This window comes from Colwellia sp. C2M11, assembly GCF_018860915.1.
GTDB lineage: Bacteria > Pseudomonadota > Gammaproteobacteria > Enterobacterales > Alteromonadaceae > Colwellia.
Genome location: NZ_JAHKQD010000004.1, coordinates 29109 through 42600, shown reverse-complemented (window position 1 = coordinate 42600; position 13492 = coordinate 29109). Strand labels below are relative to the sequence as shown.

At 35.4% G+C, this 13492-nt stretch carries 11 protein-coding genes and 3 tRNA genes; 11 read left to right on the top strand and 3 right to left on the bottom strand.

Annotated features, from left to right (window positions below; genetic code table 11):
* The first annotated feature begins 487 nt into the window (after nucleotides 1–487).
* The 10 genes from csrA to KO509_RS00940 all read left to right on the top strand — a co-directional run bounded on the left by csrA (nucleotide 488) and on the right by KO509_RS00940 (nucleotide 8549).
* A complete protein-coding gene (csrA, locus tag KO509_RS00985) occupies nucleotides 488–682 on the top strand; it encodes a carbon storage regulator CsrA (protein ID WP_215971421.1) in 195 nt (64 codons plus the stop codon).
* A 195-nt stretch (nucleotides 683–877) separates the two neighbouring features.
* A tRNA-Ser gene (locus KO509_RS00980) sits at nucleotides 878–969 on the top strand.
* A 97-nt stretch (nucleotides 970–1066) separates the two neighbouring features.
* Nucleotides 1067–1143 (top strand) — tRNA-Arg (locus tag KO509_RS00975).
* A gap of 172 nt (nucleotides 1144–1315) precedes the next feature.
* Nucleotides 1316–1392: transfer RNA gene (locus KO509_RS00970), tRNA-Arg, on the top strand.
* Between the two features lie 935 nt (nucleotides 1393–2327).
* A complete protein-coding gene (locus KO509_RS00965) occupies nucleotides 2328–2993 on the top strand; it encodes a PEP-CTERM sorting domain-containing protein (RefSeq protein WP_215971420.1) in 666 nt (221 codons plus the stop codon).
* A gap of 223 nt (nucleotides 2994–3216) precedes the next feature.
* On the top strand, nucleotides 3217–3510 hold the full coding sequence (locus KO509_RS00960) for a hypothetical protein (protein WP_215971419.1): 294 nt from the start codon (nucleotides 3217–3219) through the stop codon (nucleotides 3508–3510).
* Between the two features lie 874 nt (nucleotides 3511–4384).
* Nucleotides 4385–4669 carry an OadG family transporter subunit gene (locus KO509_RS00955; RefSeq protein WP_215971418.1) on the top strand — a complete coding sequence of 95 codons (285 nt, stop codon included), beginning with the start codon at nucleotides 4385–4387 and terminating at the stop codon, nucleotides 4667–4669.
* A gap of 10 nt (nucleotides 4670–4679) precedes the next feature.
* Nucleotides 4680–6458, top strand: coding sequence for a sodium-extruding oxaloacetate decarboxylase subunit alpha (gene oadA / locus KO509_RS00950; RefSeq protein WP_215971417.1), 1779 nt, complete (start codon nucleotides 4680–4682; stop codon nucleotides 6456–6458).
* Between the two features lie 8 nt (nucleotides 6459–6466).
* On the top strand, nucleotides 6467–7597 hold the full coding sequence (locus KO509_RS00945; protein WP_215971416.1) for a sodium ion-translocating decarboxylase subunit beta: 1131 nt from the start codon (nucleotides 6467–6469) through the stop codon (nucleotides 7595–7597).
* 127 nt (nucleotides 7598–7724) lie between these two features.
* Nucleotides 7725–8549, top strand: coding sequence for a M48 family metallopeptidase (locus tag KO509_RS00940; RefSeq protein ID WP_215971415.1), 825 nt, complete (start codon nucleotides 7725–7727; stop codon nucleotides 8547–8549).
* Nucleotides 8550–8583: 34 nt separating this feature from the next.
* Here KO509_RS00940 and KO509_RS00935 read toward each other — a convergent pair whose 3' ends face one another.
* From KO509_RS00935 to KO509_RS00925, 3 genes are all read right to left on the bottom strand, one after another.
* Nucleotides 8584–9957: a HAMP domain-containing sensor histidine kinase gene (locus KO509_RS00935; protein WP_215971414.1), complete on the bottom strand. Its 1374-nt coding sequence runs from the start codon at nucleotides 9955–9957 to the stop codon at nucleotides 8584–8586.
* A 55-nt stretch (nucleotides 9958–10012) separates the two neighbouring features.
* Nucleotides 10013–10666 (bottom strand): pyridoxamine 5'-phosphate oxidase, encoded by a 654-nt coding sequence (gene pdxH / locus KO509_RS00930; RefSeq protein WP_215971413.1) that lies wholly within the window; start codon nucleotides 10664–10666, stop codon nucleotides 10013–10015.
* 252 nt (nucleotides 10667–10918) lie between these two features.
* The gene (locus KO509_RS00925; protein WP_215971412.1) at nucleotides 10919–11119 is read right to left on the bottom strand and encodes a PA3496 family putative envelope integrity protein; all 201 of its coding nucleotides are present in this window, start codon (nucleotides 11117–11119) and stop codon (nucleotides 10919–10921) included.
* 151 nt (nucleotides 11120–11270) lie between these two features.
* Here KO509_RS00925 and KO509_RS00920 point away from each other — a divergent pair, with 151 nt between their 5' ends.
* Entirely contained in the window at nucleotides 11271–13472 is a 2202-nt protein-coding gene (locus KO509_RS00920) for a GNAT family N-acetyltransferase (protein WP_252727321.1), read from the top strand.
* The last annotated feature ends 20 nt before the right edge of the window (nucleotides 13473–13492 follow it).

Below are 13492 nucleotides of genomic sequence, written 5' to 3'. Positions count from 1 at the left end.
GAATATAGTCCCCTTAATAAAGATATTAGAACTACTTAGCTAGCGCCTGTAAGCATATATACAGATAAACCTCTTTCTCTCCTTTTAATTGCTTATTTACTTAATATAGATACATAGCAGCTCATTTAAACACGGGGAATTATTATGTGAAGGTTTATATGATTTCTCAGCCTACAATACTGTTTAAAATTTGTGGATATTGACTGCATCACAACCGATTATGTTATAGAAGTGTTAATATTAGCAAAAAAAAACTGAAATACATTGAAAAATAGCTTTTAGCTATATTCAAAGTAAATATAAGCTTGTTAGAATGACGTACGTTTTAATAAGTGATAAACATAGGAGTTTAATACTTATTAAAAGTGGATTTTTTCATAATATTGTCTATTACTTAATTGTGTTATGAAAAAATATACTATTTACATATATTACTAGCTTATATATTTATTTAGTGATTCTCAATTTTAATGAAAGGAATATATAAATGTTAATTTTAACACGCCGAGTTGGCGAGACGCTTATGATTGGTGACGAAGTCACAGTTACAGTATTAGGCGTAAAAGGTAATCAAGTCAGAATAGGTGTTAATGCGCCAAAAGAAATCTCAGTACACCGTGAAGAAATTTACATGCGTATACAAGCAGAAAAAGATGATGGAGAAAATACCGGCAACGTTTAATTTTATGGACATTATGAACGTTCGAAAAAGCACTATTTTTATAGTGCTTTTTTTGTGGTTATTATTTTTTTATTCTAAAAAATTGACTGAAAAATAGCATTATTGGCTGAATTCTCAGCAAACAGTAAAAAAACATAAATAAATTCACAAAAATGTTTGACTTATTCTTAAGATCCATTAGTATTCGCATCCATTGGAGAGGTGGCCGAGTGGCCGAAGGCGCTCCCCTGCTAAGGGAGTATCTGGTTTATCCCGGATCGAGGGTTCGAATCCCTCCCTCTCCGCCATTATTTACCTTTTGTAATGTATGGTTGTGAATCTTTAAACTAAGATATAAAAGAAAGTTTTATCGGTTAAGTACGATATTAAAAACATCTTAATTGCGGACGCGTAGCTCAGCTGGATAGAGTACCTGGCTACGAACCAGGCGGTCGCAGGTTCGACTCCTGCCGCGTCCGCCACTTTTCTTTTTTGATAAAGTAAAGTGGTATAATGTTAGAAACAGCAACTATTAATGCTGTATAAAAAATTTTTAGATAGTGTAACTATCATTAGTTGAATAATTTATTAATCATACTCTTGTTTTAGTATTCACTTATCGGATAAGCACGATATTAAATACATCTTAATTGCGGACGCGTAGCTCAGCTGGATAGAGTACCTGGCTACGAACCAGGCGGTCGCAGGTTCGACTCCTGCCGCGTCCGCCACATTTCTCTCTTAAAGAGAAACTAAAAAACCAATCTTATGATTGGTTTTTTTTCGTCTAAAATTTAACAAATGAATGAGTGTTGAAAGAAGTGACACGTAGCTCAGCTGGACAGCGTACAAAGGGACTTGGCGACGAACCAAGCGCTGATGTACGTAAAGGGTTCGACTCCTGTAGCAATCGCCACATTTCTCTCTTAAAGAGAAACTAAAAAACCAATCTTATGATTGTTTTTTTTTCGCCTAAAATTTAACAAATGAATGAGTGTTGAAAGAAGTGACACGTAGCTCAGCTGGACAGCGTACAAAGGGACTTGGCGACGAACCAAGCGCTGATGTACGTAAAGGGTTCGACTCCTGCAGTAATCGCCACATTTCTCTCTTAAAGAGAAACTAAAAACCAATCTTATGATTGGTTTTTTTTCGTCTAAAATTTAACAAATGAATGAGTGTTGAAAGAAGTGACACGTAGCTGAGCTGGACAGCGTACAAAGGGACTTGGCGACGAACCAAGCGCTGATGTACGTAAAGGGTTCGACTCCTGCAGCAATCGCCACATTTCTCTCTTAAAGAGAAACTAAAAAACCAATCTTATGATTGTTTTTTTTCGCCTGTAATTTGATAAACAATAAAATATATATCTGCTCAATATGAATATTCTTACCACCCCTCAATTACATTAATGATAGTGACTCTTTATGATTTTTATTTTATACATAGTATTTGTCATGAAATTTTACACTTTTATAAATGTTTTACATTACTAAAACCTAAAAAATAAATATTCACATTAAAAACAATTGTGTACAGCACCACTTTAAAGGTTGGCGTAATAAATGCTTTAATTTTATCCATAATATGAAATGTTGAGTTAATTGCACTGATGGATAGTCGTGTTTTCATTTGTGTTGTTATTAATTGTTAATGAGGATGTCGTATGAAAAATTGTTTATTAAATAGATTTATTTCTATTTTAGCTTTTTGTTTTGTTGCCAACACTTCACAAGCAGCTTTAATAACTGAAATTACTAATAATTATGGTAATATTAGTTCTTTAGTTACACCTGCTGGTGGATTGAATCATTTTGGCGGGACTAACTGTAATTCATTACAGTCGGACTCAATTAAGATAACAGACACAAAAAGTTCTGATGGTTGTAATCGTTTTTATGATTACTTTGATTTAGAAACTGTGAACTATGATTCAATTGATAGCTTTACGCTATCATTAACCTTTTCTGCTACTAATGATGTATTACCCTTCCTCTTCTTCTCCATTCGTGAAGATTGGAAAGTTATGGCTGCTTCCGGCGGTAATAATGCTGATACGGTTAATAAAAGAGATATCGCTTCCGTGGACGGTAAAACATCACAAGACTTTATTTTTAATGCGAGCAACACCTCTGTTTTTAGTGATATTTTAGCTAAGAACGAATTTGGCTTTTGGCTTGGTGACGAAGCTTTTGGCGCTAATAACTTTAATTTGTTTAGTGCTACTTTAAAAATAGAGGGTACTGCAACGGCTGTTCCAGAGCCAAGCATGTTAGCCTTGTTTGGTTTAGCTTTACTGTGTATGACTAGAATAAAACCCCGTAAAAAGTAGCTTTATGATTTTTATTAATTGAAAGGCAGCACAATTAGTGCTGCTTTTTTTTTCTGAACTGGTGATAGTGTTTAGTGCTTGATATGCTCAGGCTATCGTTGAAAATCATGCTCTCTGTTGTGACCTGGTTCTATTCATAATTTCAAAAAATATAAAGAAGAGAATGTGTCTGTGGCGAAGTCTTATTTCTACCTGTTGAAGATTTTAAACTTGTGAGGCTTTTATGAAAAAGTGGTTAGTTATACTTTTCTCATTGGTTAGTGCTATGGTTGCCATAAGCTGTCAGTCAATTTCAAAAAGTGAAAACCTGTGCACCGATTCATGGGAGCGTTTTATTCATGAGAACATTCCAACAGGTGATGGTAAAGGACATGGCCCTGATCTTGGATCTGATGAGTGGAAGTCTGTCATTGAATTTAAACTTGGTATTCGCGGTAATACCAATATTCCCCAACGAAATACTAAGGCTTGGTGTGCTCATATTGATAAATTACTACGTAGTAAGCTAGCAGTTTAAAGCTTAAGTTAAACGATAAACGCTTTCTTTTATACTTACGTTATAAATAATAAGATTAAGTAAAGTTAATTAGCTAGCGCTATCTCAACTATTAATAAAGTTATTGAACGAGTCGCTTACATTTTTAATTGTTTAATATTTTTTCAGAAGCACACTTGAAAAATGAGTGGACTTTCAAAGTAGCTTTTAGGTAACAAGCGAGTTACGTTCTCACTATTTATGTATTCTTATACGATAAAACATCAAAACTAAAGCATTGGCTAAATCTTTATTCATCGCATAAGTGCTCGTTAGACGGCTCAGTGTTGTTATCGTTTTTTATTTGTAAATGTTTTAGCTGATAAATAATTATGTTTTTCATAAATGTAAACGAGCACACTTATTGACATAGGCAGGTCGGGAAGGCTTGAAGCAATGGTTAATCAACACTTAAGTATGAAAATTAATTAAATTGATAAGGACAAGTTAAAAGCTATACAGGTTATGTTTTAACCGGTAAGAATTTTTTTATTAAAAGCCGCTTTTTATGCCATTAGTCGAATGAAAAATACTTTGCTTTTATTAGATTAAATAAATAATAGTCATGGCTTTATATTCACTATGCATATTATGCATTCATTATGAATAATTTTACCACTTATGTATATTGTATATTATAAATTAAAATCACTCTATATCTCAGGTATTTATGTGTTTCATATTGTATACAATATCTTATTATGCAAATTTACCTGAATATTTAGTAAAAAAGACTGAATATCCATCCTTTTGCCTATTGACGAAGTGTTATTTTTCTGAAACTGCAAAATAATGTTTGTTTTTCATAAATGGAGTGATTATTCTAATTTCACTAACTTACGAGTGAGAACAAAAAATGAACAGTATGGAGCATCAATTTATAGAAGCAGGTACACTTATGCTTGCTGGAATGGTATTTGTGTTTGCTTTTTTAAGCTTATTAATTATTTTTATTAATACCGTGTTAGCTAGATTAGCAGTGAAGTTTCCGGATGCTATTACACCTAGCAGAAGTCATTCTAGTACAAAAAATAAAAAGGCAGTAAGCGGTGAAATTTCACCTGCAATAGTTGCTGCAATTAGTGGCTCTATAAGCCAATATCGTCACAAACATTCTACACAGTATAAGTCAAAGAGATAAGGGTACAATCATGAGCAAACCATTAGGTATTACCGAAGTTGTCTTAAGAGATGGTCATCAGTCAATTCTTGCTACCCGTCTGCGTTTAGCAGATATGTTGCCAATAGCGTCAACATTAGATGAAGTTGGCTATTGGTCAATTGAGTCATGGGGTGGTGCAACATTTGATTCTTGTATTCGTTATTTAGGTGAAGATCCTTGGGAACGTATTCGTGCTTTAAAAAAGGCGATGCCAAATACAAAACAGCAAATGTTATTTCGTGGTCAAAATATTTTAGGCTACCGTCATTATGCTGACGATGTTGTAGAAAAGTTTGTTGAACGTGCTCACCTTAACGGTGTTGATGTTTTCCGTATTTTTGATGCGATGAATGATGTTCGTAACCTTAAAACATCTATTAAAGCTGCAGTTAAAGTTGGTGCACATGCTCAAGGTACATTAAGTTATACCGAAAGCCCTGTACATACACTTGAAGGTTGGTTAACTATGGCTAAGCAACTTGAAGATATGGGTGCACACTCTTTATGTATTAAAGATATGTCAGGGTTGTTAAAACCATACAATGCCGCAGAATTAATTACTCGTCTTAAAGAAACGGTTGCTTTACCTATTGCGTTGCACTGTCATGCAACAACAGGGTTAAGTGTAGCAACTCAAATGAAAGCAATTGACAGTGATATTGATGTAATCGATACCTCTATTTCTTCTATGAGTATGACTTACGGCCATTCACCAACAGAAACAATTGCTTCTATTGTTGAGGGTAGCGCACGTGATACTGGTTTAAACATTGAAAAAATGGCTGAAGTTGCAGCTTATTTCCGTGATGTTCGTGAAAAATATGCTGAATTTGAAGGTAGTTTGAAAGGGGTAGATGCAAGAATATTGACGGCGCAAGTACCTGGTGGCATGTTAACTAACATGGAAAACCAACTTAAAGAGCAAGGTGCTGCAGATAAATTCGATGAAGTGTTAACTGAGATTCCTAAAGTACGTAAAGATTTAGGTTATATTCCACTCGTTACTCCAACATCTCAGATTGTTGGTACACAAGCAGTACTTAATATACTTACAGGTGAGCGTTACAAGTCTATTACAAAAGAAACTGCAGGCGTACTTAAAGGTGAGTATGGTGCAACTGCTGCTCCTGTTAATGCGGAATTACAAGCACGTGTGTTAGATGGTGATGAAGTCATTACTTGTCGTCCTGCTGACTTAATTGATCCAGAGTTAGATAAGTTATCAACAGAATTACAGCTGTTAGCTAAAGAGAAGAATATTGATTTAGCTAATGACGTTATTGACGATGTATTAACTTATGCTTTATTTCCACAAATAGGTTTGAAGTTTTTAGAGAACAGAAATAACCCGTCAGCATTTGAACCAATCCCAACAAAAGCAAGTGCTAAGACAGTTGAATCATCTGAGCCAAAAGATACAACAGCACCAGAAAGTTACGATGTTAGCGTTGATGGTAAAGTTTATAATGTTGTTGTCGCTCCAGGTGGCTCTATCGACTCGATTACATTACCAGCGGGTGATGATGCGATTAAACAGTCAACCTCTATTTCTGCTGAAGAAACGCTGAATGCACCACTTTCAGGTAATATATTTAAAGTACTTGTTAATGAAGGTGATTCTGTTGAAGCCGGTGATGTTGTCATCATTATGGAAGCCATGAAAATGGAAACAGAAATTCGTGCAGTTCATGCCGGTGTTATTACTAGTTTGCATACCAAAGAAGGTGACTCTGTTGCTGTTGGTGATGCTTTACTTAGCTTTTCGTAGAGGATCTTATGGATTCATTAACTAAATTATGGCTATCAACAGGCTTAGCTAACTTTGAGCTAGGGCAAGTCATCATGATGTTGGTTGGCTGTGGCTTGTTGTATCTTGCTATTGCAAGAAATTTCGAACCGTTATTACTCCTTCCTATGGGCTTTGGGGCTATATTAACGAATATTCCAGTTGCTGGGTTTTCTGAAGTAGGTGGCTTACTACACTATATTTATTATGCAGGGATAGATACAGGCATATTCCCATTAATAATCTTTATGGGAGTCGGTGCTATGACCGACTTTGGCGCCTTGATTGCGAACCCTAAAACTTTATTGTTAGGAGCGTCAGCGCAATTTGGTATTTTTGCTACGTTATTTGGTGCTATTGCTTTAAATGGTATACCAGGAATTGAGTTTAGTTTAAAAGATGCTTCAGCGATTGCTATTATTGGTGGTGCTGATGGACCTACAGCAATATTTTTGGCTTCAAAATTAGCACCTGAATTACTTGGCGCAATTGCGGTTGCAGCATATTCATACATGGCATTAGTACCTATTATTCAACCGCCTATTATGAAAGCTTTAACAACAGAAGATGAACGTAAAATTGAAATGGCGCAACTTCGTCCAGTAACGAAAGTAGAAAAAATTATTTTCCCACTGGGTGTGTTGTTAATGACTATTTTCTTTTTACCATCAGCAACGCCTTTAGTCGGGATGTTCTGTTTAGGTAACTTGATGCGTGAGTCGGGTGTGGTTGACCGTTTAAGCTCTACTTCGCAAAATGAGTTAATTAACATTACAACTATATTTTTAGGTTTAGGTGTTGGTTCAAAGTTAAGTGCAGAAGCTTTCTTAAATGTTCAAACATTGGGTATTTTAGGCCTTGGCGCAGTAGCCTTTTCTATCGGTACTGCTTCTGGGGTACTAATGGCTAAACTAATGAATAAGTTTTCTAAAGAGAAAGTTAACCCATTAATTGGTGCTGCTGGTGTTTCTGCTGTTCCTATGGCGGCTCGTGTTGCTAATAAAGTTGGTTTAGAGGCTAACCCTCATAACTTCTTGCTTATGCATGCTATGGGTCCAAATGTGGCTGGGGTACTTGGTTCAGCTGTAGCCGCAGGTATATTACTTGCTCTTGTAGGTTAAGCTTCCCTAATGCTATGTCTCCTTATGCAGAGATAAACTTGATTTATATTAAAAAAACCGAGCATGTCTCGGTTTTTTTATGTGCAAATGCTAATATTAGTTTTTATCCAAATGATACCTAACCCATATGAAATATTTTCTTATTATATGTTTTGCACTTGTTAGTTTGTCAGGCTGTTCTACGTCTTCAACTGGCCGTAATCAAGTAGCGCTTTATTCTGATTCTGAGTTAAATAAAATGGGGGTAACTTCATTTGAACAAATGAAGCAAGAAATACCTATTAGTACAGACCGAGCAACTAATGACTTTGTCTTATGTGTTGCTGAAGCTATTATTGGCAATGTGCCAGAATCTGTATTTCCTGGTGAATGGGAAGTGGTTGTATTTGATTCAGCACAAGTAAATGCTTTTGCTTTACCTGGTGGAAAAATAGGTGTTTACACTGGTATTTTGAATGTTACAGAAGATCAAGATCAACTCGCTGCAATTATGGGACACGAAGTAGGGCATGTGCTCGAAAGGCACTCTAATGAGCGCTTATCTGCCAGTCAGCTCTCGAATGTTGGCTTAGCTGTTGCCACTATTGCGCTTGGGGCAAGCGACATTGATAATAAAGGGTTATGGGTTGCAGGTTTAGGGATCGGCGTTCAATATGGTGTTATTATGCCTTATAGCCGCTCCCATGAAAGTGAAGCTGATATTGTTGGCCAAGATTTAATGGCTCGTTCTGGTTTTGCACCCGAGGCTAGTGTTCAGTTATGGAAAAACATGTCGAAGTTGAATAGTGCGGAGTCACCAGAGTTTATGTCGACTCATCCATCAAATGAAACGCGCATTAAACAACTCACTGATCACTTAACCGTTTCTAGGCCTTATTATTTAGCTAAAAAAAGTGCTAATACGCTACCTAAATGTGTAAAACCTAATGTTATTCCAAAGCCCAAGAGTTAAACACTAAGGTTTATTGTATTGTTTATTGTATTGTTTATTGTCTCGGGAAGTTTATATGGAAGCAGGTTCCTTTCCCTAGGTTACTAGAACATGTGATATTTCCATGGAGTGATTGGGTTACTAAATTGTAAACGATATGCATACCTAAACCACTACCTCCTTGACCACGTTTGGTAGTGAAGAATGGTTCAAAGATTTTACCTAGATTTTCCGTTGGTATGCCACACCCAGAATCTTTGAATTGCATGTTTATTTGCTGATCTTTCTGTTCTATATTAATGGTGATTGTGCCACCTTTTTCTTGTTCAAAGGCATGAGTAATCGCGTTTATCACTAAATTGGTAATAATTTGTGCTATCGCGCCTGGAGAGGTTTTGATAACTAAATCATCAGGACTATTCAGATTAACTTGAATACCACTACGTGCTATTTTAGGACGTAAACTTGACAACACATCATTGATATAAGCTTTTAATTTGAACTCTCTAATTTCTTCATTTGATTGATCTATAGCGACTTCTTTAAAACCTTGAATTAAATCAGCGGCTCTATTTAAGTTTGATTGTAATAATTTTGAGCTAGCAGTAGCTGTTTCAACGTAGTTAACGAGCGCTTTTTTGGTAATATTGTCATTTTGATAAAGTTTATAAAAATCATTGGTCGCATCTTCTAAGTGTGATGATGCTGTAATGGTAATTCCTATCGGCGTATTAATTTCATGTGCTACCCCCGCTACTAAGCGACCAAGAGATGCCATTTTTTCTGTTTGAATTAATTGTTCTTGCGTATTTTTGAGGTTATTGATTGATTGTTCTAGTTCTATTGTTCGTTGTTTAACACGGTTTTCTAATTCATTCTTATTGTCTATTAATGCTTGATTAGTCTGTTTTATTTCTACAGCAATAAGCCAAGCAATATAGCTGATAAAGCTTAATATAATGATTAGTAAAATAGCGGAATGTATATCACTTTCTTTAGTCTCATTATGGATGTATCCCATCTCGTTTAGGTAACCGATAGATAAAAGGTTAATAGCAACTAAGATATAGAGAAAAAAAGCTAAACGATGGCTACCTTTTAGTAGAGATATCATTATAAGCGCAGGGAAAGCAAAGAGTATTTCGTCTCTTAAACCGTTATATATCCAAACAAAGGCAAGTAATATAACCGTTAAAAGTAAAAGAAGTATATTTGTGCCTAATTCAAGTTTATTTCTTTGGGCTAAAAAATAAACGGGCATGATGATAATAATAGTGAATATAATGGCATAGATTATTTGCTGGTTATCAGTAAATAAGTATTGTATGGCAATTATTGCGAGAGCAGATTGAACGGCCCAAAATAGTTTAATTAACCTATTTTTAGGTATGTTTAGTGAGTCGATATCTACCGGGGTTACTTTATCCATATAATACTTCTGTGTTTGAAAATCATATTACTAAATACGTTTAGTCAAAAGCTTGTTAAGGGTGTAGTTTAAAATTAACCCATTCATTGTTTTGTTTTTCAAAACACACACGATCATGTAAGCGGTTTGAGCGTCCTTGCCAAAATTCAATATATGTTGGTTTTACTCGCCAACCACCCCAGAATTCTGGATGTGGCACTTCGCCTGTCGCGTACTTATCACTAAAAATAGCCATTCGTTTTTTTAGTTCGTCGTCATCAGTTAATTTCTGGCTCTGCTTTGACGCCCAAGCACCTACTTGACTACCTCGATCTCGGCTATGAAAATAGTCTGCAGACTCTTGTGTTGAAACTTTTTCAACAGTTCCTTCAATGCGTATTTGTCGCTGTAATACATTCCAATGAAATAGTAAGGCGACTTTATCATTTTCATTCAATTCCTGACTTTTTCTACTGCCATAATTGGTGAAAAATACAAAACCTTGCTCGTCGAATTTTTTTAATAGCACCATTCGAGAGCTGGGTTGGCCATTGTGGCCACAAGTACTCACCGACACAGCTTCAGGAAGTAATATTCCTGACTTATTGGCATCTTCAAACCATTGCTTAAATAATGGGAAAGGAGTTGAGTTGGTAGGTATCTCAGGTAAAGGCAAGGCTACACCTTGCCCAAAAGTAAGTAAGCAACGAAGTTTTTCAAATAAAGTCATAAGGCTAATAAGTTATCTTTGAAATAAAATCTATGTTATCAGCATTTACAGTAAAAAAAAGTGATAATTTTCAATTGATAATGCTCATTTTAGTGACATTACCTATATTCATTATAATCAAATACTATATTGGCGGGGGGCCGGGCATTATGCTCTGGATTTATTCGTTGCATTATTGTTATAAAAGCGTCTTTATTTTTTATATAAAGACATGATATTTCTTGTTAATAAACTAAAGTTATTTTGGTGCAATTACCAATCATTTTCATCGTCTAATAATTCTTTTAGTCTTTTTTTCTCCATTAATTCATCGATACGTTTACGAGCGAGCAAGTTTCTTTGTGCTTGTTCTGCTGCTGTTTTTTCGGTGAGTTCAACTGACTCAATATCAATATTTTTATTGAGTGTTTCATCGTCGTCATTTATGTCATCTAAAAAGTCATCTTCTACCATTGTCTTCGCTCTTAAAAAAATCTTGTATTCAATATCAACATAGGGGGCTAATGATACTATTTCAAACTTTTTTTGGAAGAACTTTCTATTTTATTTTATTGGTGTGCTAGCAATTGCTTGATAAACTATTGGGCTATATAGAATTAATGATATGAACTTATCTTATATGCAAAGTCTCGATTTTTCTTCTTGGTTTAATTGTTATCAACAACAAGCGTTGATGTTAAATGAGCGCCGTCTAATTGTATTGGTGGGAGATAATGCTTGGTCGAATTCTATATTAAAAAGTATTGATAGTGCTGATGAGAAAAATAGTAGTGACAGTAAGTGGCTGATTTACGGTGATAGCGATAATATTGAAGCAAATATTGCTAAGCAGCGTTTTCGCGATAAATTAGGTAGCGAAAGCAATTTTGTCATTTTTCAAGATCCAGACTTATCTATTGATGCTTTTGCTTGTTTGTCAGGCACACTAGTGGCAGGCGGTATATTTTTTCTATTAATAAACGATAGATCACAGATAGCAGAGAGCCTTTTTTATCAGCGATTTTTTGACTTATTAAAAAGTTTTCCTGAACATGTGATTATTGAAAAAAACCAATTTGTATTACCTACTTTGCTACCAACGCAAACAACGGATAATACATTTGAACGTAATGACTCTTTATTACCCTATAATTGTGTTACTCAAGAACAAATACTTGCCGTTGATTCAATTATAAAGGTGTTTAAGGGTAAGCGTAATAAACCTTTAGTATTAACGGCTGATAGAGGTAGAGGGAAGTCTACTGCTTTAGCAATTGCGTGCGCCGAGTTGTTGAAATCGGCAACTAAAGAATATCACTTGCGGTTAGTTATTACGTCAGCAGATATAGAATCATTAACCGTTTTCTTCAACCACTTGATTCGTTGCTTGCCTGAAGGCGAGTTTCAAAAGCGTAAGTTTACAATGTTACATGGTTCAGTTGAGTTTATTGCTGTTGACCAATTAATTAAACAACCGGTAAGTGCTAGTTTGTTGCTAGTTGATGAAGCAGCGGCTATTCCTATCTATTTGCTCGAACAGTTATTGTCGAATAATTCGCGCTTGGTGTTTGCTACCACTATTCATGGTTACGAAGGGGCTGGGCGAGGCTTCACCTTAAAATTTCAAGGCACGCTAGCGGCTCAATATCCTCATTGGCAAAGCTTACATATAAATGAGCCTATTCGATGGCGAGTTAATGACCCACTTGAGCAATTAGTTTTTGAAGCCTGTTTGTTGAATGCTGAACTGCCAAGTATAGCGGATGATCCATCAATAAATGGCTTGTCTTCATTAGTCTTTAAGCAATTTAGCGCTATTGAGTTAGCGCATAATGAATCACTGTTTAAGCAAGTTTTTTCGGTGTTAGTTACTGCGCATTATCAAACTAAACCAAGTGATGTAAAAATGATTCTAGATAATGAGCAAGTGCAGCTTGTCTGTTTATTGTCTAAAGAATTAACGAAGCAAAAAGTAGTCGCAGTTGCACTCTTAATTAATGAAGGTAGCTCTAGTTCTAGTTCTAGCTCTAATTCTAGTGCCACCTCAGATTCTACTGTTATCGATAGTGAATTAGTGAGTGCGATTCAGCAATCTAAAAGGCGTTTAAAAAATCATTTTGTTCCGCAATCACTATTAACCCAATGCGGAATTGAATATGCCTTCGATTATCATTACATCAGAGTGATGCGAATTGCAGTACACCCACAACTACAGCAGCAAGGCGTTGGCAGTTATTTTTTAGATAAAATAGAAAATTTTGCCGCATTACAAAATGTTGATTTTTTAGCGTCTAGTTTTGGTGCGACTAAGCCGTTACTTTCTTTTTGGCTAGTAAACTACTTTAAGTTAGCGCGTATAGGTTTCCAAAAAGATAAAGCAAGCGGTGAACAATCAGCCTTAGTACTTAAAGCGTTGTCTTCAAAAGCTACGGTGGCACTTACGGATATAAATTCAACGTTCTACCGCAGTTTTGAATACCTATTAACAGATGAGTATAAGTATTTATCTGCCAAGTTAGTAGCATTAATCATGTGTAACTCACCTAAGTTAACTTGTGTTGAATTGAGCGAGCGTGATCAAGCAAATATTGTTGATTTTGCTAAGGGATATGGTCAGTATTCAAGTTGTGTTTTTAGTTTACATTTATGGCTGAAAATGGTTCTTTCTGATGTGAAATATGCTGAAGATCAAGACTTGCTAGTATTTATCAGTCGCATCTTCCAGAAACATAGCATTAATGATGTTTGTAACACCTATGGTTTTACTGGTAAAAAAGCGCTTGAACAATTTTTGAGAGCAAAAGTTAAACTATTATTAAGTCGTTAGCTGTTAATCAGTAGAATAGT